Below are 20,915 nucleotides of genomic sequence, written 5' to 3'. Positions count from 1 at the left end.
ATCGCGGCTTTACCAGGCTCGTTATTGACCCGGTAAAAGTAGCTCGCCGAGATATTTTCAGGCTTAAGCACTATCTAGGCGCAATCATCGTCAGTGAAGAAGTAAAACGTCGCTTCGAAAGAGCTGGGGTAGTCGGCATAGCATTTGATTCGGTGAATGGTGACAAAACCACGGTGACCTAGGCGCGAGAAGCTGCTGTCGCTCGCACCTAGGCCGTCATCCCGTCAGAAAACGGCTTTCACTTGTAAGCCCAATACCCATGCATTATCGATATCCACCCCGGAAAACGCCCCCGGCTCAATGATGTATTGCACATCCGGGCGCACCGTCAGCCACGGTGTGGCCTGGTAGCCGTAACTCAGCTCAATCAACTGCTCGGCATTGTTCAGGTTCGGGTACTCCGTGCCCGCGTTGAACGCGGCCAACTCCTGCACGTCGCGACTGCGCGGGTTCGGCACCGCGCGGCCATAACCCAAGGCGACGGTATCGCGCGGGCGGCCTGCAAACGGCTTGTACAGCACCACGCCTGCGCCATACCACTTGCTGAACGGCGAGGCGGCTTCACTGGCGGCCGAGTATTGGCCGAAAGCATGCAGCACGCGCCCGGCAGACGAACTGGACGCCCACACCGCCTGATCAATCAGCAGGTAGTGACCGCCCCGGCCGCTGACCTCCTTGTTGCTGCCGATGCGTTTCACGTCGGAGCTGTCGTAGTAATACCCCAGCTTGTATTCACCCGGCAGCGTGCCCGCGTGCTTGTACACCAGCTCGATGGGCACCACGGTGCCGGTGGTGTGTTTGGGCCCCAGGTGCCAGGCGCGGCTGGCGTTGCCGTTGCTCGACGGGTCGACATTGAACGCCGCCACGCGCAGTTGCCAGTTTGGCGAAAAGTCGTATTTCACCCGCGCACCGAGGTGTGCGTTCGGGTAGTTGGCCCAGCCGCTGCCGCCGGACATGTTCAGCGGGTGGCCGCAGAAACCGGCGTTCATGAAGTTGCACAGGATGCCGCTGTCGAGGCCACCGAGGTCATTGCCCATGGCCATGTAGCCGAGCTTGAGGTTCAGCGCGGGCGTGAACAGCGTGCGCTCGTAGCTCAGCTCGGTGAGCCGTGTGTAGAGGCCGCCGTAGTTTTCCTGGATCGGCAGGCGGTTGCCCACCAAGTCTTCGGAGGCACTGTTGCCACGCCGGTCGTTGATGGTCAGCTGGATGCGGTCGCCATTGTTCAGGCCGTAGAGCTTGCCCAAGTCGAACTGCACGCCAAGCTTGAGGTTTTGCGAGTAGCGCGCCGCGCGGTGCTGGCCGCCGTCGGCGTTGTAGGCGGTCTCGCCGCTGTAGTCGCCGGTGAAGCGGATGCCTTGCTCGTCGAGTTCACGGCGCAGGCCGCCCCAGTCGCCGGTCAGGGTGGTGTCGTCGGCTTGAACGGGCAGGGCGGCCGCAAAGGCCAGGCCCAGCACCAGGCCGCCAAAGGGCAAATGAGAAATGGGATTCATGCGTGGGTTCCAAACACAAGCGCGGTGCGGGGGCACCGCGCGGACACAGGGTTATTCTGGCAAGGCGTAGGCGATCACGTAGTCGCCGCGGTCGGTGGACTGGCGCGCGCCGCCAGCGGTGATGACGATGTACTGCTTGCCGGTTTTCGGCGACACATACGTCATCGGGCCGCCTTGGCTGCCTACCGGCAGGCGGGCTTTCCAGATTTCATCACCGTTGCCGCTGTTGAAGGCGCGCAGGTAGAAGTCCTGGGTGCCGGCGATAAAGATCAGGCCGCCCTGGGTCGACAGGGTGCCGCCCAGGGTCGGCAGGCCGACCTTGATCGGCAGGTGCATGCGAATGCCCAAGGGGCCGGTGTCTTCCACGGTGCCGACCGGCACTTGCCAGGCGATCTGCTGGGTCTTCATGTCGATGGCGGTCAGGGTGCCGAATGGCGGCGCCTGGCACGGGATACCGGCCACCGAGAGGAAGCGGTTTTTGTTCACCGCATATGGCGTGCCTTTGAGCGGCACGGCGCCCATGCCGGTGTTCAGCGCTTCGCCACCGGACGAGGCCTGGGCCTTGTTCTGCGACGGCACCATCTGGATCCACAGGCCCAGGCGCATGTCGTTGACGAAGATAAAGCCGTGCACCGGGTCGGTGGAAATGCTGCCCCAGTTCATGCCGCCCAGTGAGCCTGGGAAACTCAGCGATTTGTCGGTCCCCGGCGCGGTGTACAGGCCGTCGTAGCGCATGCCCTTAAAGTCGATGCGGCACAGCAACTGGTCATACGGGGTGGCGCCCCACATGTCCGATTCGCTCAGGGTTTGCGCGCCGATCTGCGGCATGCCGAGCGATTTTGGTTGAGTCAGCGAGTAAGGTTCGTTAGGGATGTTCGCGGCCTTGACCGGGACTTCCTTGACGTCGGTCAGCGGCTTGCCGGTGGCGCGGTCGAGCACATAGATCTGCCCGGCCTTGGTGCCGATCACCACCGCCGGTACCGCTTTGTCGCTGCCCGGTGGGGTGAAGTCGATCAGGCTCGGCTGCATCGGCAGGTCGAAGTCCCACAAGTCGTTGTGGACGGTCTGGTACACCCACTTTTCTGCGCCGGTCGAGGCGTCCAGCGCCAGTACCGACGCACCGTATTTGTGGTTGAGTTGGGTACGTTCCACGCCGTAGATGTCGGTGGACGAGCTGCCCATCGGCAGGAAGACCGTGTTCATCAACGGGTCATACGACATCGGCGCCCAGCTGTTCGGCGTACTGCGCACATAGGTGCTGCCGGCGGCGGGGGCGTGTTTGTCGTCGGGGTTGCCCGGGTCGAAGGCCCAGCGCATTTGGCCGGTGATCACGTCGAAACCACGGATCACGCCACCCGGCATATCGGTTTGTACGTTATCGGCGACACGCCCGCCAACCACCACGGTGGTGCCAGCCATCAAAGGTGCCGACGACAGTTGGTAGTAGCTGTCCGGTACATCACCCAGGCCGGCTTTCAAGTCCACTTGGCCGTGGGTGCCGAAGTCTTCGCAGAATTTGCCGGTGTCGGCATCCACCGCGATCAGGCGTGCATCAATGGTGTTGGTCAGCAGGCGACGTTGGCATTGCGCACCGGCAGGCACGCTCGCGGCCATGATCGGCGAGCTGTTCGGTTGGGTCGGTTGGGCGATCGGCGCGGTGGCATCGAAGTACGCCATGCCGCGGCAACGCTGCCATACCGCCGACTTGGCGTGGACTTCGTTCTTCCACAGCTCTTTGCCGGTGTCGGCATCCAGCGCGATCAGGTTGTTGTGCGGCGTGCAGATGAACACCTTGTTGCCGATCTGCAGGGGCGTCAGTTGGTCTTCGGCGCCGTTGCCGTCGCTGAGGGCCACGTCACCGGTGTGGTAGGTCCACGCTACTTTGAGTGTGTTCACGGTGTCGCGGTTGATCTGGTCCAGCGCGGCAAAACGGCTGCCGCCCTCGGTGTTGCCGTAATGCGCCCAGTCTTTCTGCGCGTCGGCTGCGGCCACCGGGGTGATGCCAGGGCCTTTACCCGTTGGCGCCACGCTTGGGTGCGCGACGAACATATTGCCTGCCGCTACGGCCACGCCCACTGCCAGCACGGCTGCAGTGCCATACGCGCCGCGTGCAGGCCGGCCGGCGAGCAGCGGATAGACCAGCGCCACCACCACGCCAATCACTGCAAACATGAACAATCGCGAGAACAACGGCCAGTACACCAGGCCTACATCCGCCACCGCCCACACGGCTGTGCCGACCAGGAAGGCGGCGAATAGCCATGCGCCTGCCGGTTGGCGACGTGCGATCAGCAAGCCGGAAACGGCCATGGCTACGCCACCGATCAGGAAGTACCAGGAACCGCCCAGGCTGACCAGTTTGGCGCCGCCAACGGCCAGGGCCACGCCGAGCAGGGCAATGACAATGCCCAGACCCAGCAGTAGATATCGTGAGGCGCCAACGGCGCGGGATGCTCGTTTCATGTCGACAGGACTCGAAGGTGAGTGACTAAAGGTCGAATGTTAGCAAGATAAGTAACTGGTTAGTACATTCTGCTCGGTAATAGTCTTTTGCACGCTTTGGGATGACGGGATGACATTGTGGCGAGCCTGCTCGCCACAGAGCGTTCCATTTTCACCCCAAGGGGGCGAGAAACGTGCCTACGCACGCCATGCACGCTTCACGTTCCTCAACATGCGGCATGTGGCTGGACTGCTCGAAAATCTGCCAGCGCACGTCGCTGATGCCGTCGGCAAACGGCTGCACGGTGGCCGGTGTCGCCTCATCGAAACGCCCGGAAATCAGCAGCGTCGGCACCAGGATCTGCGACAGGCGATCAATGATCGTCCAGTTGCGCAGGCTGCCGATCACGTGGAATTCGGTAGGGCCATTCATCGCGTGGTAGACGGTGGGGTCTTCCTTGATGGCGGCATTGGTGCGCGCTACGTCGGCGGGCTCTGGCTGGATACGGCACACATGCCGCGCGTAAAACACGTCTGCGGCGGCGTGGTATTCGGGGCTGTCGGTGGTGCCCGCAGCTTCATGGCGTAGCAACGTCGCCTGCACCTCGGGCGGCAATGCCAGGCGCAGTTCATTGGCGGCCGCGCACCACAAATCCATCGACGCTGGCGAGTTGGCAATAATCAGCGCCTTCAGGCCGACCGGCTGGCGCACCGCGTGCTCGGCGCCGAGCATGCCGCCCCAGGACTGGCCCAGCAGCGCGTAGTCGCTGATCTCAAGGTGCTCGACCAAGTTGTCCAGCTCCGCGAGGAACAATTCCACGCTCCAGAAGTCGGCGGAGGCGCCGGGCAAGTGCGTCGAGCGGCCATTGCCGACTTGGTCGTAGTGCACCACCGCGCGACCGGTCGCGGCCAGGTCTTTGAAACTGTCGACGTAATCATGGGTGCAGCCCGGGCCGCCGTGGGCAACGATCAAGGGCAGGCGCCCTGAACTCAAGTCACCGGTGACCCGGAACCACGTTCGATAGCCACGGAAATCGGCATAACCTTCGCGTACCTGCATGCTCTGTACCTCTGGGTGATCAAGGCGGTACAGGCTAACCAAAACGGCAGGTCAGGTGCACTGGTAGAAATGATAGGTTCTCAGACTTCTACCAGGCGGTAGTGCAAAACCACGTGCCACGGCTTCGACCTGCTGGTTGGCACTGGGCTTGGTGGTACTGTCTACTTCAAGGCTCGCGGGCACTCGACCGAGCTGAAGGTGGCTGCGCAGTTGGGCTGAGCCGCGCAGGCGGTGAGTGGCTCAGCGCCTCGTTACCGCGCTAGAACTTGAAACGCCCCACCAATCCTTTGAGCTGACCGGAAATATCGGTCAAGCGGCCCGAACCGGTCTGCGCCGAGTGGGCAAAGCCTTCCACCAACTGCGCATCGGCGTGGATCTGCGCGATGTGCCGGTTGATCTCTTCGGCCACTTGGTGCTGCTCCTCGGCGGCAGTGGCGATCTGGGTGTTCTGGTCGCGAATCGAGTCCACCGAGCCACGGATCTTGTCGAAGCTGTCGCGGGCCTGTTGGATGCGTTCCACGCTGGTGTGCGACACCAGCAGGCTGCCTTGCATTTGCTGGGTGACTTCCTGGGTGCGGCGGGCGAGGTTGCCCAGCAGGCTGTCGATCTCGCCGGTGGAGTCGGCGGTGCGCCGGGCCAGGGCGCGTACCTCGTCGGCGACCACGGCAAAACCACGGCCCTGATCGCCCGCGCGCGCAGCCTCAATGGCCGCGTTGAGCGCCAGCAGGTTGGTTTGTTCGGCGATGGAGCGAATGGTGTCGAGGATGGTGTTGATGTTCTTGCTGTCCTGCTCGAGCAACTGCATGGTCTGGGTCGACTTTTGCAGGTCTTCGCTCAGTTTGAGCACGCTGCCGGTGGCTTCGCCGATATGCTGCTGGCCGTCGTGTACGTCGCGGTAGCCTTCGTCGGCACTCGACGCGGCAGCACTGCACGAGCGCGCGACTTCGTTGGCGGTGGCCACCATTTCGTTGAAGGCGGTGCTCACCAGTTCCACCGCTTCGCGCTGGCGGCCAGCGGCCTGGTTCATGTTGTGCGCCACTTCACTGGTGTCGGCGGCGGCCGCTTGCAGGTCGGTGGAAGCACTGCCGATGCGCTGCACGAGCTGCGCGATCATGCTCAGGAACTGGTTGAACCAACCCGCCAGGCTGGCGGTTTCATCCTTGCCCTCGACCTTGAGTTGGCGCGTCAGGTCGCCTTCACCTTCGGCAATCTCTTGCAGGCCATCGGCGACCCCACGAATCGGGCGCACGATGACCCGGGCGAAGCTGGCGCCCACTGTCGCGAACACCACCGCCAGTACTGCCGCGATCGCCGCGATCAGCCAAGTAAGGCTGGAGGCCTGCGCCATCACTTCATCGCGTTTGATCAAGCCAATAAAGCGCCAGCCCAAATCCTTGGAACTGACCACGTTGGCCATGTAGGTCACGCCATTGATGTCGATCTGGGTGACGCCATCGCCGCGCTTGGCCAGTTCGGCGTAGTTGGCACCCAGGTCGGCCATTGGCTTGAAGTTATGTTTGGCATCGCTGGGGTCCACCAACACGTTGCCATTGGCTTCCACCAGCATCAGGTAGCCGCTGTCGCCAAGCTTGATATTTCTCACCAGCTCCGTGAGTTGCTTGAGCGACACGTCCAGGCCGACCACGCCCAGCACGTTGCCGTTGGCGTCGGCGACGGTGTGCACGGTACCGATCAGCAACACATCGTCCGGGGCCCAATAATAAGCGCCGGTGCGCACGGTTTTGCCCGGTGCGGCGATAGCAGCCTGGTACCAGGGGCGTACGCGCGGGTCGTAGTTGTTCAGTTTGGTGTCATCAGGCCAGCTGGCGTAGCCGCCGTCCTTCAAGCCCAGGGACAGGTAAGCGGTGCTCGGATGGCTCTTGGCGAACTGGTCGAAAATCGCCAGCAGCTCGGTGTTCGTTGGGGTCAGCGGGATTTGCGCGGCATCGGCGCCGGCGTAGCTCTTGAGGTCTTTGGCCGCGACAACGCGCGGGTCTTTGGCCACGTACTCGACGTTCTGGCTGATGCCGTCGAAGAACTGCTTCATGCCATTGTCGATCTGACGAATCTCACGGCCACTGCTGTCGAGGAAATTCGCCAGGGCGCCCTCGCGCAGGTTCAATACAACGAGCACGGCCACCAGGATAACCGGCACGCACGCGATAGCCGCAAACGCCCAGGTCAGCTTTTGCTTGATATTCATGACTTCTCCCGCGGGTATTTATAGTTTTGGCAAGGGGAAACGGTAGCGGTGAGCGTCGCATGTGTTTTCAGGAGTGTAGCGGCCCATGCTTACCCCATGTATCGGCCGGGGCAGCGGGCACTTGAGGCCGCCGATGATGGGCCGATGGGGGTTAGCTGATGCGCTCGCCACCCAGCGCATCGCGCTGCATCGACTGCAGGTTTTTTTCGATGGTTTCGCAGATGGTTTCCATCTGGATCTGGTGTTCACTGGAGTGAAACGGGCTTTGCAGGTCGGTGCCGATGCGCTCGATGGCCAGCAGCATAAAGCCCACCACCGTCGAGGCCAGCGGGGTGAACCAGCCCAGGGATTCCACCAGGCCGACCGGTACGATCAGGCAGAACAGCGAAATGAACAGCCGTGGGAAATACACGTAAGGGTAGGGCAGCGGTGTGTTGGCGATGCGCTCCATGCCGCCTTGGGCGTTGGACAGGTCCACCAGGGTCGATTCCAGTCGCGCCAGGCGAATGCTGTCCAGGTGGCCGCCCTTGTACTCCTTGGCCAGCAGCGTCGCCGAGCCGGTGAGGATGTCATTGGCAAAGTTGTTGGTGGCGCCGTTGCGCGCGAATTCTTCGGCAGGGATAAAAGCGCGCACTTCGTCCGGGCAAGGTTTGCCCCTGAGGTGCGCTGCCAGGCAATTGACGTACGCCACATGCCGGCGCAGCAGGGTGGCTTTGATCGGGTTTACTTCGCCGTCCGCATCATCCAGCAAGGTCAGCACCTGGCGGGCAAAGCTGCGCGAGTTGTTCACCATCGCACCCCACAATGTACGGGCCTCCCACCAGCGGTTATAGGCGCTGCTGTTGCGAAAACTGATCAGCACCACCAACGCCGAACCGAGCAGCGTCAACGGCATCAGCGGCAAATTAATCTTGGTGGTGAGAAACAGCATGAAATCTACCGTGACGGCGACATCCCACAACAACAGCCAGAACAAAGCCCAGCCCACATAGCCCATGGTCTTGATGATCAGGCGGTATTTTTTGATGATGGCGGCTTTCAAACGAGGACCTCGCGGCGAGCGGTAAACAACAATGCCTTAGCTCGGACGCCGGTTTGGGGGGAAGGTTCGCGTTGGGCCTGAATCGTTTAAGTGGCATAGGACTCTGTTTCAACTGTGCACTTCTAGGCGGGGCGGCTAGCCAGGAAGTTGCGAAGCGAACACTGCAAAAAAATCGGCGATTTGGATAGATCAAGCCTTCAGGTAATCCGCCGCTTTTTAGAACCTGTCACCTTTGACGGCATACAAAATATGCGTATATGCATTTTGTTGTTTGCGTTAATGCATATTCGCGCCTATGGTTACGTCGAGCCAGATCGGAACGCGCCCTCGAATACGGGCCTCGCGGAACGTCGATAGCTCAGCAACACCGCTGCACCTTTACACGCTGGACGCGTGTTTTCATTCATGGAGGATTGAAAAATGTTAACCCCTGAAACAACCCGGTTCACCGGCGATGCACAGCCCAACTGCCTGGTCGGCCATTTGCTCGACCCACAATTGGTGGACGTCCAAGCGGCTCATCAGCCTAAAGCAATGGCGGCCGCCAGCCTGAATTTCAGTATGCAGAAACAAACCCAGACCAATTGGTGTTGGGCGGCGGTTTCCGCGTCGGTCGGTAACTATTACGGCACCGGGTCCTGGACCCAGTGCGGTGTCGCCAGCAACGCGCTGGACCGCAACTGCTGCAACCAGCCTGGACCCTGCAACGTCTACGGCTATCTGGACTCCGCTTTGCGCATCACGCGCAGCTACAACGGCATGAGTCAAGGCTCGTTGCAGATGTCGGCCATCCAGAACCAGCTCAACAGGGGCCGCCCCATCGGTTTGCGTTGCGCCTGGTACGGTGGCGGTGCGCACTTTCTGGTGATCTATGGCACCAACGGCAACTACCTGTTGATCGCAGATTCGATCTACGGCTATTCGACCCGCGCGCTGAACTCGTTCCCTGGTTCGTATAACGGCGGCGGCAATTGGACCAACACTTACTTCACTGTAAAAAACTGAGGAGGGCTGCATCATGCAACTGACTTATCCAAAGGCGCCCTCCAACGGCGTACAGGTACTGCGTCCTGCGCTGCAACCCGCGCTGCAAACCCAGGGCTTTGGCATCAATCGCCAATTCGCGGCCGCGACGCCGGGCCAAATCAGGCTGAGCGAAGGCTATCGTGGCTACTCGCTCAGCCTGGAGGACCTGAGCCTCGGTAAAGGCCTGAAAGACGCTGAGGTCGGCGATTGGCATTACTTGGTCTTTGCCGATGGCGCGACGATTGCGGACGCGCAACTGGCCGACGTACGCGGGCATGTCGAGTTCGCATCGCTCAACCACGGGACGTTGGCAGCGGCGACGGTGGATGCGCTTAAACTGGCGGAACAGTCGGCGCAATTGCAGGGTAAAACCGTGGAGCTGCGCGTGTTATTCATCTCGGCACTGCACGTTGTGGCGATCTGGCTGCACGCCGACGGCGAAGAGGTGCTGATCCCGATTGAGCCGACCCCCAAGGAACTGGCGGTTACTCAGCTGTACAGTGAGGCGGCGCTGCTGGCGTTGCTCAAACCGGCGGCTGATCAGGCCCGTCAGCGCTTCGACGCGGACACCCGTGGCCAGTTGGGCGGTTGATAACACCCTAGGGTAAAAAAAACCCGGACATGGTCCGGGTTTTTTATCGACATGATTCAGCAAGACAGAGGCGCGGTCGGCGTGCACCAGGTCATGTTCAAGCGGCAGCAGGGCGACAGGCGTGGAGGGCACCATGAAGCCATGAGCACCGCAGTACTGCGAGCGTCGTGCGCACATGGCCGGTTCCTCGAACTGCCCCCTGAGCGTAGACGCTGGATTTACAGCGGCGTCAGCACATTCATCACTGTGTCCAGCGCCACGCGCGTGTCATCCAGTTGCACCAGCGAGGCGTGCCGGGCGCCGAGGGCGTCGCGGTTTTGGATCGCGGTAAGGATCGCCTTGTGGCGCGGCAGGCTCAGGCCCTGGATGTCTGGGCGGCGGTTGGTGATGTTGATCGACTCGCGCAACGGCAGCGACAGCATATTGCACATGTAGGCGAGCAGGTCGTTGCGGGTGGCGTCGGCGATGGCGCGGTGGAAGTCCAGGTCGGCCTGCAGCAGCGCGTCGTGGGTCTTGGCGGTTTCCATGCCCAGGTAAGCTTGTTCGATGGTGGCGATGTCTTCAGCGGTGGCGGTGGTCGCGGCCATGGCGGCGATTTCCGGTTCGAGGATGCGCCGCACGCCCGCCAGGGTATTGAAAAATTCGCTGTGGGGCGTGGTCTGCATCAGCCAGGACAACACGTCCGGGTCGAGCAAGTGCCATTTCAAGCGTGGCCGCACCACGGCGCCCACCCGTGGCTTGGAGTACACCAGGCCTTTGGCGCTGAGCACGCGCGTGGCCTCGCGCAACACCGAGCGGCTGACCTTGTACTCCTCACACAGCGTGGCTTCCATGGGCAGGCGTTCTTCGGGTTTGAAGCGACCGGAAACGATGTGCATGCCCAAGTCCTGAACGATCTGGGCATGCATGCTCTTGCGCGGCTTGGGCGGCTGGTGATCCATAACGAACGCGAGGCTCTGGCTAAATAGGCGGCATCATAGCATCCCAATTAGTGGGAATGACGGGGGACTTCAGCCCCACGGCAGCCTACCAGGAAGTCAAAGTCACAGCCTTGGTCGGCCTGCAGCACATGGTCGATGTACAGCTGGCGATAGCCGCCAACGATCAGCTTCTGCGGCGGCGCCAGGTCCGCCATGCGCGCGGCCAGCTCTGCGTCGGGAATGTCCAGGTGCAGGCGGCCATTGGCGCAGTCGAGTTCGATCCAGTCGCCTTCCTGCACCGTGGCCAGCGGCCCGCCGGCAGCGGCTTCTGGCGCCACATGCAGCACCACCGTGCCGTAGGCGGTGCCGCTCATGCGCGCATCGGAAATGCGCACCATGTCGGTCACGCCCTGGGCCAGCAGCTTGGCCGGCAAGCCCATGTTGCCGACTTCGGCCATGCCTGGGTAACCCTTGGGGCCACAGTTCTTCATGACCAGAATCGAGTTGGCATCCACGTCCAATTCGGGGTCATTGATGCGCGCCTTGTACATATCGAAATTCTCGAACACCACCGCACGGCCACGGTGCTGCATCAGCGCTGCGCTGGCCGCCGACGGCTTGAGTACGGCGCCCAGTGGCGCGAGGTTACCGCGCAGCACGCAAATGCCGCCATCGGCGCGGATCGGGTTGTCGAGCGTGCGGATCACTTCGTCCTGACCGTAGATCGGCGAGTCCTTGGTGTTTTCGCCCAGGGACTTGCCGTTGACGGTCAGGGCATTTGGGTGCGGGATCAGGTTAGCCTCGCCGAGGCGGCGCAGCACGGCGGGTAAGCCACCGGCATAGTAGAACTCTTCCATCAGGAAGCGCCCTGACGGCTGCAGGTCGACAATGGTCGGCACGCCACGCCCCATACGCGTCCAGTCATCCAGGTCGAGGTCGACGCCGATACGCCCGGCGATGGCTTTCAAGTGGATCACCGCGTTGGTCGAGCCGCCGATGGCCGCGTTCACCCGGATCGCGTTTTCAAACGCCTCTTTGGTCAGGATCTTCGACAGCTTCAAGTCTTCGCGCACCATTTCCACCGCGCGCATGCCGGACATATGCGCCAGCACATACCGCCGCGCATCCACCGCCGGGATCGCCGCGTTGTGGGGCAGGGACGTGCCCAGTGCTTCGGCCATGCAGGCCATTGTCGACGCGGTGCCCATGGTGTTGCAGGTGCCGGCCGAGCGCGACATGCCGCCTTCGGCCGCGAGGAAATCGTCCAGGGTGATGGTGCCGGCCTTGACCTGTTCGCTGAGCTGCCACACCACCGTGCCTGAGCCGATGTCCTGGCCTTTGTGCTTGCCGTTGAGCATTGGCCCACCCGTGACCACGAGGGTGGGCACGTCGCAACTGGCCGCGCCCATCAGCAGCGCCGGCGTGGTTTTGTCGCAGCCGGTGAGCAGCACCACGCCGTCGATGGGGTTGCCGCGAATCGCTTCTTCCACGTCCATGCTTGCCAGATTGCGCGTGAGCATTGCGGTGGGGCGCAGGTTGGATTCGCCATTGGAGAACACCGGGAATTCCACCGGGAAGCCACCGGCCTCGATCACGCCACGTTTGACATGCTCGGCGATCTGGCGGAAGTGCGCGTTGCATGGCGTCAGCTCCGACCACGTGTTGCAGATACCGATGATCGGTTTGCCATGAAACTGATGGTCAGCAATGCCCTGGTTCTTCATCCAGCTGCGGTACATGAAGCCGTTCTTGTCGGCGGTGCCAAACCACTGGGCGGAGCGGAGGGTGGGCTTTTTATCAGACATGATGGTTTCTCTTATTGTATGACTATATGTTCCATATTTGGCTAAACATAAGCGCAAAATCGAGGCTTTGGAAGTGTTGTTTTGTAAATAGTCATACTATATAGTCGGCTTCAACTGAGGCATGGCCCTGGTGTAATTTCGCCAGAGGCGGCCCCCGAGCTTCTATAAAAACAACAATCGGAGATCGACCCATGAGCCAGGAACTGCGGCTTATACGGCGCATCACGCTGAAACTGATTCCCTTCCTGATCCTGCTGTACCTGATCGCCTACGTGGACCGTTCGGCCGTGGGTTTCGCCAAGCTGCACATGGGCGCCGATGTCGGCATCGGCGACGCGGCGTATGGTTTGGGCGCAGGGCTGTTCTTCATTGGCTACTTTCTGTTCGAGATTCCCAGCAACCTGATGCTCGACCGCTTCGGCGCGCGGCGTTGGTTTGCGCGCATCATGCTGACCTGGGGCGCCATCACCATCGGCATGGCCTTCGTGCAAGGGCCGCAGAGTTTTTACGTGATGCGCTTTTTGCTTGGCGCGGCGGAGGCGGGGTTCTTTCCGGGCGTGCTGTACTACATCACCCAGTGGTACCCGGTGCGCCATCGCGGCAAGATCCTCGGGCTGTTCATCCTCTCCCAACCCATTGCGATGATGATCACCGGCCCCGTCTCCGGCGGCTTGTTGGGTATGGACGGGATCCTCGGCCTGCACGGCTGGCAGTGGCTGTTCATCGTCATCGGCACGCCGGCGCTGCTGCTGACCTGGCCGGTGCTGCGCTTCCTGCCGGACGGCCCCAAGCAGGTCAAATGGATGAGCGAGGATGAAAAAAACTGGCTCACCGCTGAGCTGAGCAAAGACCTGCAAGCCTACGGCCAGACCCGCCACGGCAACCCGCTGCATGCCCTCAAGGACAAGCGCGTGTTGCTGCTGGCGCTGTTCTACCTGCCGGTGACTTTGAGCATTTATGGGCTCGGCTTGTGGCTGCCGACGCTGATCAAGCAATTTGGCGGCAGTGACTTGGTCACCGGTTTCGTCTCGGCGGTGCCGTATATCTTCGGCATCATCGGGTTGCTGATCATTCCGCGCAGTTCCGACCGTTTAAATGACCGCTACGGCCACCTCGCCGTGCTCTATGTGCTGGGCGCCATCGGCCTGTTCTTGAGTGCCTGGTTGAGTGTGCCGGTGCTGCAAATGGCCGCGTTGAGCCTGGCGGCGTTCGCGCTGTTTTCCTGCACGGCGGTGTTCTGGACCTTGCCCGGGCGCTTTTTCGCCGGCGCGAGTGCGGCGGCGGGTATTGCGCTGATCAACTCGGTGGGCAACCTCGGTGGCTATATCGGCCCGTTCGTGATCGGCGCGCTCAAGGAGTACACCGGCAACCTGGCTTCGGGTTTGTACTTCCTGTCGGGTGTGATGGTGTTCGGGTTGCTGCTGACCGGCGTGGTCTACCGCGTGCTGGAACGCAAGCATGTGCTGCCCACTGACCAATTCGCCGCCAGTGCGCGTGGCGCTACACGTACCTGATCCAGGAGAAGCTGCATGCGTTTAGTTCAGTTCGAGTTACGTAACGGCGAGCGCCGCGTCGGCGTGGTGGAAGGCAGCAAACTAAGAGAAGTGCGCACAGCGGCCAGCGTGCGTGAGTTGGCGCTGGCCGCCATCGACGCGGGCGTGGGCTTGGCGCAACAGGTCAAGCGCCTGGGCCTGGGCGACAGCTACGACTACGCGGCATTGCTGGCTGAGCTGAAAATCCTGCCGCCACTCGATCACCCGGACCCGGCTCATATGCTGATCAGCGGCACCGGCCTGACCCACTTGGGCAGTGCCTCGGCGCGGGACAAGATGCACCAGCAGGCCGGTGACGACATAGCCCTGACCGACACCATGCGCATCTTCAAATGGGGCGTTGAGGGCGGCAAGCCTGCGGCTGGCCAAGTCGGTGTGCAACCGGAGTGGTTCTACAAGGGCGACGGCAGCATTGTCGTGCGCCCGGGCCAGGCGTTCCCGGTACCGCCGTTTGCTGAAGACGCCGGTGAAGAGCCGGAAATCGGCGGTCTCTACGTGATCGGCCACGACCGCAAGCCCTATCGCCTGGGCTTCGCCGTGGGTAACGAGTTCTCCGACCATGTGATGGAACGCAAGAACTACCTCTACCTGGCGCACTCCAAATTGCGCAGTTGCAGTTATGGCCCGGAACTGCGCGTGGGCGAGTTGCCCCAGCACTTGGCGGGCACCAGCCGCATCCTGCGTGACGGCGTAGTGATCTGGCAGAACGAATTCCTCAGTGGCGAGGCCAACATGTGCCACAGCCTGGAAAACCTTGAGTATCACCACTTTAAATACAGGCAATTCCTCACGCCGGGGGATGTGCACATCCATTTCTTCGGCACCGCCACGCTGTCATTCGCCGACGGTATACGTACCCAGCCCGGTGACGTGTTCGAGATCAGCCAGGCCGAATTCGGTGCGCCGCTGATCAACGCTGTCGGCAGTGCTGAGGCGGTATTCGAGCCCGGCAATGTCATCACTCTTTAAGGAGATCAACATGACCTCGTTTCTCGGCCACAACTACATCGCTGGCCAGCGCAGTGCCAAGGGCAGCGTCACGCTCAAAAGTGTTGACGCCAATACTGGCGAAGCGTTGCCCCAGAACTTCTATCAGGCCACGCCCGAGGAAGTCGATACCGCCGCCAAGGCCGCCGCTGCGGCGTACCCGGCTTATCGCACGCTGAGTGCTTCACGTCGCGCGCAGTTCCTGGATGCGGTGGCCGATGAACTGGACGCGCTGGGTGATGATTTCGTCGCGCTGGTTTGCCGCGAAACCGCGCTGCCCGCCGCGCGTATCAAAGGCGAGCGCGCACGTACCAGCGGCCAGATGCGCCTGTTCGCAACGGTGCTGCGGCGCGGTGATTTCTACGGCGCGCGCATCGACAACGCGTTGCCCGAGCGCCAGCCGTTGCCACGCCCGGACCTGCGCCAATACCGCATAGGCCTCGGCCCGGTGGCCGTGTTTGGCGCGAGCAACTTTCCCCTGGCATTTTCCACGGCCGGCGGCGACACCGCAGCGGCGCTCGCGGCAGGTTGCCCGGTGGTGTTCAAGGCCCACAGCGGGCATATGGCCACGGCTGAGCAGGTCGCTGATGCAATCATTCGTGCGGCCGAGGCCACCGAGATGCCGGCGGGCGTGTTCAATATGATCTTCGGTGGCGGCGTCGGTGAGGCGCTGGTCAAGCACCCGGCGATCCAGGCCGTTGGCTTTACCGGCTCGCTCAAGGGTGGCCGCGCCTTGTGCGACATGGCGGCGGCACGTGCGCAGCCGATCCCGGTGTTTGCCGAAATGTCGAGCATTAACCCGGTGATCGTATTGCCCCAGGCGTTACATGCGCGAACCGAAACGATCGCCCGCGACCTGACCGCCTCAGTGGTGCAGGGCTGTGGCCAGTTTTGCACCAACCCCGGATTGGTGATCGGTATCGCTTCGCCGCAGTTCACTGCATTCACCCAGCAGGTGGCCCGATTGGTCGGCGATCAACCGGCGCAAACCATGCTCAACGCCGGCACCCTGAGCAGCTATGGCAAAGGCCTGGAAAAGCTGCTCGCGCACCCAGGCATCGAGCATCTGGCCGGCAGCGCCCCAGCGGGAAATCAGGCGCAGCCGCAGCTGTTCAAGGCCGACGCCAGCCTGCTGATCGACGGCGATGAAGTGCTGCAGGAAGAAGTATTTGGCCCAACCACGGTATTCGTCGAAGTGGCCGATCAGGCTCAACTCAGCAGCGCCCTGCACGGCTTGCACGGCCAACTGACGGCAACCATTATTGGCGAGCCGGCCGATTTTGAGCGGTTCACCGAATTGACGCCGTTGCTGGAACAAAAAGTCGGCCGCATCCTGCTCAACGGCTACCCAACCGGCGTTGAAGTGTGCGACTCGATGGTTCACGGCGGGCCATACCCCGCCACTTCGGATGCGCGTGGCACCTCGGTTGGCACCCTGGCCATCGACCGTTTTCTGCGCCCCGTGTGCTTCCAGAATTACCCTGATAGCCTGCTGCCCGACGCGTTGAAAAACGCTAACCCATTGCGTATCCAGCGGCTGGTGGATGGCACGCCATCGCGCGAGCCGCTGTAAAAACCAGGAGGTTTTATGTCGTGTACCGCAGTCACTGCGCACCGTGCGCAGTTGGGCGAAGGCCCGTTCTGGGACGTGCCGACCCAGGCGCTCTATTGGGTCAATATCGCCGGCAAGCAGGCGCTGCGCCTGATGGGCGGGCACTTGCAGATCTGGCAGTTGCCCGAGCACGTCTCGGCCTTCATCCCCTGTGAAAGTGGCGGTGCGTTGGTCACGCTGAGCAGCGGCGTGTATCGGCTGGACCTGGAAACCGAAGCCCTGACCCTGCTGTGCGTGGCCGACCCGCAACCCGGCAACCGTGGCAATGAAGCGCGCTGCGATGCCCGGGGCCGCCTGTGGCTGGGCACCATGCAGAACAACATTGGCGAGCAGGGTGAAGACCTGCCGATTACGCGACGTTCCGGTGGCCTGTTTCGCATTGATGCCGATGCGCAGGTCACGCCGTTGCTGCAGGGTTTGGGCATTCCCAACACCTTGCTGTGGAGCGAGGACGGCACCCAGGTGCATTTCGGCGACAGCATGGACGGCACGCTTTATCGGCACGTGATCCAGGAGGGCGGCCAGCTCGACCCGGCGCAAGTCTGGTTTGGCCCGCATGCGCGCGGTGGGCCGGACGGCTCGGCGATGGACAGCCAAGGCTATGTCTGGAACGCGCGCTGGGACGGCAGTTGCCTGCTGCGCCTGACGCCGGACGGTGCAGTGGAGCGCGTCATTGAACTGCCCGTCAGCCGTCCCACCAGTTGTGTCTTCGGTGGCCCGAATCTCACCACGCTGTACATCACCAGCGCCGCCAGCCCCTTGGACCACCCGCTGGATGGCGCGGTATTGGCCATCGAGGTCGATGTGCCAGGCAAACCCTGTCACCGCTTTGCCGGTTAAATCCTGACATTCAAAAACAACAACAAGGAGTCACCTGTATGAATCGTCGTCGTGGTTTACGTTCCCTGTGCTGCGCCGCTGTAGCGGTGTCGGCCCTGAGCTTGAGCGGCCTGTTGCTGGCCGCTGAAGAAGTGAAGATCGGTTTTCTGGTCAAGCAGGCTGAAGAACCGTGGTTCCAGACCGAATGGGCCTTTGCCGAAAAAGCCGGCAAGGAGCATGGCTTTAAGGTGATCAAGATCGCCGTGCCGGATGGCGAGAAAACCCTGTCGGCCATCGACAGCCTCGCCGCCAACGGCGCCAAGGGGTTTGTGATCTGTCCGCCGGACGTGTCCCTCGGGCCAGCCATCGTTGCCAAGGCCAAGGCGAACGGCCTGAAAGTGATTGCAGTGGATGATCGCTTCGTCGATGCCAAGGGCAACTTCATGGAGGACGTCCCGTACCTGGGCATGGCGGCGTTTGAAGTCGGCCAGAAGCAGGGCGCCGCGATGGCGGCTGAAGCGAAAAAACGCGGCTGGGACTGGAAGGACACCTATGCGGTGATCAACACCTTCAACGAACTCGACACCGGTAAAAAGCGCACCGACGGTTCGGTCAAATCCCTCGAAGACGCGGGCTTCCCCAAGGATCACATCCTGTTCACCGCCGCCAAGACCCTCGATGTACCCGGCAGCATGGACGCCACCAACTCGGCCTTGGTTAAACTGCCCAGCGGCGCCAAGAACCTGATTATCGGCGGCATGAACGACAACACCGTGCTCGGCGGCGTGCGCGCTACCGAAACGGCCGGTTTTGCCGCCGCCAATGTGATCGGCATCGGCATTAATGGCACCGACGCCATCGGCGAACTGAAGAAAGCCAACAGCGGCTTCTTCGGCTCGATGCTGCCCAGCCCGCACATCGAAGGCTACAACACCGCGAAGATGATGTTCGACTGGGTCACCACCGGCAAGGAACCACCGAAGTACACCGCCATGGATGAAGTGACGCTGATCACCCGCGAAAATTTCAAGCAGGAGCTGGAAAAAATCGGCCTCTGGAACTGAGAGGATCAACGGTGGGAGGGGGGCTTGCTCTCGAGGGTGGGGTGTCAGTCGACCTAGGCTTTGACTGCGACACTGCCATTGGGAGCAAGCCCCCCAGCCATTAATCGGCGGAGAATTTGAACACGGTGTTCTGGGTGTAAGTTTGCCCTGGGTTCAAGCGGGTCGAGGCAAAGGTGGGCTGGTTTGGCGCGTCCGGGAAGTGCTGGGTCTCTAGGGTGAACGCGCTCCAGTGCGCATAGGTCTTGCCAGCCTTGCCCTTGACCGTGCCATCCAGGAAGTTGCTGGTATAGAACTGCACGCCAGGCTCGGTGGTGTAGAGCTGCAAACGTCGGCCGGATGCTGGGTCGTGTATATCGGCGGCAAGCTGCTTGATATCGCCCTGAGTGTCGAGTGCCCAGTTGAAGTCAAACCCGCCTTGCTTTGGCTCGGCGAACTTGAGCTGCGGGTGGTCGTCCTTAATGTGCTGGCCGATAGGCGTAGGGTTGAGGAAATCCATCGGAGTGCCTTTGACTGGAGCTAATTCGCCGGTGGGAATCAAGGTGGCATTCACCGGCGTGTAGTGGCTGGCGTGCAAGGTCGCGACTTGCTTGAGGATGTCGCCATTGCCCGCGCCGGCAAGGTTAAAGTAGCTGTGGTTGGTGAGGTTTAGCACCGTGGGTTTATCGGTGGTGGCCGTGTAGTCGATGTGCAGTTCGTTTTTATCGTTGAGGCTGTAGGTGACCTCGGTCTTCAGATTGCCGGGGAAGCCCATTTCACCGTCCTTGGACAGGTAGCTCAGCTTCACGCCGACCGAATCCTTGCCCTTGATCGGCTCGGCGTGCCACACGTGTTTGTCGAACCCCTGCGCGCCGCCATGCAGCGAGTTGGGGCCATCGTTGAGCGGCACCTGATAGCGTTTGCCGTCAAGTTCGAAGGCTCCGCCGGCGAGGCGGTTGCCGAAGCGCCCGATGGTCGCCCCGAAAAACGCCGTGCCACTCTGGTAGCCCTGAACGTCGTCGAAACCGAGCACCACGTCATCGACCTTGCCGTTTTTATCCGGCACTTTCAGCGACTGCAAAACGCCGCCGTAGGTGATTACCGTGGCTTGCATGCCATGGCTGTTGCGCAAAATGTACTGCTCGACGGCGGTGCCGTCGTTGGTTTTGCCGAAAGGCTTGTGCTCGCTGGTAAGCCCTGCGGCCTGGGCGCCGCCGCTGGCAATCAGCATGGACAGGGCGAGGCCCGAAAGTAGGTGTCGAGGGTGCTTCATGGTCGAACTTCCTTTTGTTGTTTTGAGTGGAATAGTTCTACTAATGTGCGATATTTCGTCGAGATGACAGCAAATTTATAGCCTTTAACAGCGATTACGCAAAATAAAATAAGACTAATTGATCGAGGCAGTCGTTATATGAGTACTGAACAGGCGGTTTATCCCGACCTCAAGGGTAAGGCCGTATTGATTTCTGGAGGGGCCTCGGGCATTGGCGAATTCATGGTGCGTGCTTTCGCCGCGCAGGGCGCCAAGGTGGCCTTCGTGGACCGCGCGCAAAGCCAGGGCGAGCGGCTGGCGGCGCTGTTGAGTGCCCAGGGGCATACCGTGGCGTTCGTGTGTTGCGACATCACCGATGAGATCGCCTACAAAGCGGCAATAGCGCGGTTTGAACAGTCGCTGGGGCCGATCACCGTGCTGGTCAACAACGCGGCCAACGATGTGCGTCACAGCCTGGACGAAGTCGATTCGCAGATGTTCGACAGGCTGATCGCGGTCAACCTCAAGCACGCCTTTTTTGCCGCCAAGGCGCTGGTGCCGATGATGAAGGCCGCCGGTGGCGGGGCGATCATCAACCTGGGCTCGGTCGGCTGGATGATGGCCTCCGCGGGCTACCCGGTGTACGCCGCCAGCAAGGCAGCGGCCCATGGCATGACCCGCGCGCTGGCGCGGGAGCTGGGCCCCAGCCGTATCCGTGTCAACACCTTGGTGCCAGGCTGGGTCATGACCGAAAAACAACTGTCGATGTGGGTCGACGATGCGGCCAGGGAACTGATCAGCCGCAGCCAGTGTTTGCCTGGCAGTGTGCTGCCGGAACACATCGCCAATATGGCGCTGTTTCTTGCCTCCGATGCGTCGGCGATGTGTTCGGCGCAGAACTTTATTGTGGCTGGCGGTTGGGTGTAGCGGGCTTATTCGATCGGGTATTTACGAAAGGCCGGATGCTGCTCGAGCAACCGGGTGTGACGTTGCAGGTTGGGAAACGCATCGGCATTGAGCAATGACGGCCATTTGAGCTGGGTGACTGACCAGGTGACAGCGGCCGTAAGGG

At 61.7% G+C, this 20,915-nt stretch carries 16 protein-coding genes and 2 pseudogenes; 9 read left to right on the top strand and 9 right to left on the bottom strand.

Annotated elements, in window-relative coordinates; translation table 11 throughout:
* On the top strand, positions 1-182 hold a 182-nt coding region (locus E0F99_RS30295), incomplete at its 5' end, for an imm11 family protein (protein WP_341273819.1).
* A 42-nt stretch (positions 183-224) separates the two neighbouring features.
* On the opposite strand, the gene E0F99_RS21995 is transcribed toward E0F99_RS30295, so the two are convergent.
* The 6 genes and pseudogenes from E0F99_RS21995 to E0F99_RS21975 all read right to left on the bottom strand — a co-directional run bounded on the left by E0F99_RS21995 (position 225) and on the right by E0F99_RS21975 (position 8,237).
* Positions 225-1,490, bottom strand: coding sequence for a carbohydrate porin (locus E0F99_RS21995; protein WP_083358804.1), 1,266 nt, complete (start codon positions 1,488-1,490; stop codon positions 225-227).
* Between the two features lie 51 nt (positions 1,491-1,541).
* Positions 1,542-3,953 (bottom strand): glucose/quinate/shikimate family membrane-bound PQQ-dependent dehydrogenase, encoded by a 2,412-nt coding sequence (locus E0F99_RS21990; RefSeq protein ID WP_083358803.1) that lies wholly within the window; start codon positions 3,951-3,953, stop codon positions 1,542-1,544.
* Positions 3,954-4,104: 151 nt separating this feature from the next.
* Positions 4,105-4,992 (bottom strand): proline iminopeptidase-family hydrolase, encoded by an 888-nt coding sequence (locus E0F99_RS21985; RefSeq protein ID WP_083358802.1) that lies wholly within the window; start codon positions 4,990-4,992, stop codon positions 4,105-4,107.
* Between the two features lie 259 nt (positions 4,993-5,251).
* Positions 5,252-5,788 (bottom strand): annotated as a pseudogene (locus tag E0F99_RS31240) (methyl-accepting chemotaxis protein); the annotation flags it as partial.
* A 327-nt stretch (positions 5,789-6,115) separates the two neighbouring features.
* A pseudogene (locus tag E0F99_RS31235) lies at positions 6,116-7,195 on the bottom strand (HAMP domain-containing protein); the annotation flags it as partial.
* A gap of 151 nt (positions 7,196-7,346) precedes the next feature.
* Positions 7,347-8,237, bottom strand: a complete 891-nt coding sequence (locus tag E0F99_RS21975; RefSeq protein WP_083358800.1) for a bestrophin family protein — start codon at positions 8,235-8,237, stop codon at positions 7,347-7,349.
* Positions 8,238-8,657: 420 nt separating this feature from the next.
* Here E0F99_RS21975 and E0F99_RS21970 point away from each other — a divergent pair, with 420 nt between their 5' ends.
* The gene (locus tag E0F99_RS21970) at positions 8,658-9,242 is read left to right on the top strand and encodes a papain-like cysteine protease family protein (RefSeq protein ID WP_083358799.1); all 585 of its coding nucleotides are present in this window, start codon (positions 8,658-8,660) and stop codon (positions 9,240-9,242) included.
* A gap of 13 nt (positions 9,243-9,255) precedes the next feature.
* Positions 9,256-9,855, top strand: coding sequence for a hypothetical protein (locus E0F99_RS21965; RefSeq protein WP_130908925.1), 600 nt, complete (start codon positions 9,256-9,258; stop codon positions 9,853-9,855).
* Between the two features lie 218 nt (positions 9,856-10,073).
* On the opposite strand, the gene E0F99_RS21960 is transcribed toward E0F99_RS21965, so the two are convergent.
* Together E0F99_RS21960 and E0F99_RS21955 are read right to left on the bottom strand one after the other, a co-directional pair.
* Entirely contained in the window at positions 10,074-10,796 is a 723-nt protein-coding gene (locus tag E0F99_RS21960) for a FadR/GntR family transcriptional regulator (RefSeq protein WP_083358797.1), read from the bottom strand.
* 47 nt (positions 10,797-10,843) lie between these two features.
* Positions 10,844-12,580: an IlvD/Edd family dehydratase gene (locus tag E0F99_RS21955; protein WP_083358796.1), complete on the bottom strand. Its 1,737-nt coding sequence runs from the start codon at positions 12,578-12,580 to the stop codon at positions 10,844-10,846.
* Between the two features lie 191 nt (positions 12,581-12,771).
* Here E0F99_RS21955 and E0F99_RS21950 point away from each other — a divergent pair, with 191 nt between their 5' ends.
* Genes E0F99_RS21950 through E0F99_RS21930 form a run of 5 tightly spaced genes read left to right on the top strand, consistent with a single transcriptional unit; the run spans position 12,772 to position 18,615 of the window.
* Positions 12,772-14,094 carry an MFS transporter gene (locus tag E0F99_RS21950; RefSeq protein ID WP_083358795.1) on the top strand — a complete coding sequence of 441 codons (1,323 nt, stop codon included), beginning with the start codon at positions 12,772-12,774 and terminating at the stop codon, positions 14,092-14,094.
* Positions 14,095-14,109: 15 nt separating this feature from the next.
* The gene (gene araD1 / locus E0F99_RS21945) at positions 14,110-15,102 is read left to right on the top strand and encodes an AraD1 family protein (protein ID WP_083358794.1); all 993 of its coding nucleotides are present in this window, start codon (positions 14,110-14,112) and stop codon (positions 15,100-15,102) included.
* 10 nt (positions 15,103-15,112) lie between these two features.
* The gene (locus tag E0F99_RS21940) at positions 15,113-16,693 is read left to right on the top strand and encodes an aldehyde dehydrogenase (NADP(+)) (RefSeq protein WP_083358793.1); all 1,581 of its coding nucleotides are present in this window, start codon (positions 15,113-15,115) and stop codon (positions 16,691-16,693) included.
* A 15-nt stretch (positions 16,694-16,708) separates the two neighbouring features.
* Entirely contained in the window at positions 16,709-17,572 is an 864-nt protein-coding gene (locus tag E0F99_RS21935; protein ID WP_083358792.1) for an SMP-30/gluconolactonase/LRE family protein, read from the top strand.
* Between the two features lie 38 nt (positions 17,573-17,610).
* Positions 17,611-18,615 (top strand): substrate-binding domain-containing protein, encoded by a 1,005-nt coding sequence (locus E0F99_RS21930; RefSeq protein ID WP_083358791.1) that lies wholly within the window; start codon positions 17,611-17,613, stop codon positions 18,613-18,615.
* A gap of 100 nt (positions 18,616-18,715) precedes the next feature.
* Here E0F99_RS21930 and E0F99_RS21925 read toward each other — a convergent pair whose 3' ends face one another.
* Positions 18,716-19,864, bottom strand: a complete 1,149-nt coding sequence (locus tag E0F99_RS21925; RefSeq protein ID WP_083358790.1) for an aldose epimerase family protein — start codon at positions 19,862-19,864, stop codon at positions 18,716-18,718.
* A 138-nt stretch (positions 19,865-20,002) separates the two neighbouring features.
* Here E0F99_RS21925 and E0F99_RS21920 point away from each other — a divergent pair, with 138 nt between their 5' ends.
* Positions 20,003-20,770, top strand: a complete 768-nt coding sequence (locus tag E0F99_RS21920; RefSeq protein ID WP_130908924.1) for an SDR family NAD(P)-dependent oxidoreductase — start codon at positions 20,003-20,005, stop codon at positions 20,768-20,770.
* The last annotated feature ends 145 nt before the right edge of the window (positions 20,771-20,915 follow it).

This window comes from Pseudomonas antarctica, from assembly GCF_900624995.1.
Taxonomy (GTDB): Bacteria; Pseudomonadota; Gammaproteobacteria; order Pseudomonadales; family Pseudomonadaceae; genus Aquipseudomonas; species Aquipseudomonas antarctica.
This window is presented reverse-complemented; position numbering and strand designations above follow the sequence as displayed.

What these genes read in the sequence shown, in the direction of transcription:
- E0F99_RS21995 (WP_083358804.1), bottom strand. Translation starts at nt 1,490, where the DNA reads ATGAATCCCATTTCTCATTTGCCCTTTGGCGGCCTGGTGCTGGGCCTG.
- E0F99_RS21990 (WP_083358803.1), bottom strand. Translation starts at nt 3,953, where the DNA reads ATGAAACGAGCATCCCGCGCCGTTGGCGCCTCACGATATCTACTGCTG.
- E0F99_RS21985 (WP_083358802.1), bottom strand. Translation starts at nt 4,992, where the DNA reads ATGCAGGTACGCGAAGGTTATGCCGATTTCCGTGGCTATCGAACGTGG.
- E0F99_RS21970 (WP_083358799.1), top strand. Translation starts at nt 8,658, where the DNA reads ATGTTAACCCCTGAAACAACCCGGTTCACCGGCGATGCACAGCCCAAC.
- E0F99_RS21965 (WP_130908925.1), top strand. Translation starts at nt 9,256, where the DNA reads ATGCAACTGACTTATCCAAAGGCGCCCTCCAACGGCGTACAGGTACTG.
- E0F99_RS21960 (WP_083358797.1), bottom strand. Translation starts at nt 10,796, where the DNA reads ATGGATCACCAGCCGCCCAAGCCGCGCAAGAGCATGCATGCCCAGATC.
- E0F99_RS21955 (WP_083358796.1), bottom strand. Translation starts at nt 12,580, where the DNA reads ATGTCTGATAAAAAGCCCACCCTCCGCTCCGCCCAGTGGTTTGGCACC.
- E0F99_RS21950 (WP_083358795.1), top strand. Translation starts at nt 12,772, where the DNA reads ATGAGCCAGGAACTGCGGCTTATACGGCGCATCACGCTGAAACTGATT.
- araD1 (WP_083358794.1), top strand. Translation starts at nt 14,110, where the DNA reads ATGCGTTTAGTTCAGTTCGAGTTACGTAACGGCGAGCGCCGCGTCGGC.
- E0F99_RS21940 (WP_083358793.1), top strand. Translation starts at nt 15,113, where the DNA reads ATGACCTCGTTTCTCGGCCACAACTACATCGCTGGCCAGCGCAGTGCC.
- E0F99_RS21935 (WP_083358792.1), top strand. Translation starts at nt 16,709, where the DNA reads ATGTCGTGTACCGCAGTCACTGCGCACCGTGCGCAGTTGGGCGAAGGC.
- E0F99_RS21930 (WP_083358791.1), top strand. Translation starts at nt 17,611, where the DNA reads ATGAATCGTCGTCGTGGTTTACGTTCCCTGTGCTGCGCCGCTGTAGCG.
- E0F99_RS21925 (WP_083358790.1), bottom strand. Translation starts at nt 19,864, where the DNA reads ATGAAGCACCCTCGACACCTACTTTCGGGCCTCGCCCTGTCCATGCTG.
- E0F99_RS21920 (WP_130908924.1), top strand. Translation starts at nt 20,003, where the DNA reads ATGAGTACTGAACAGGCGGTTTATCCCGACCTCAAGGGTAAGGCCGTA.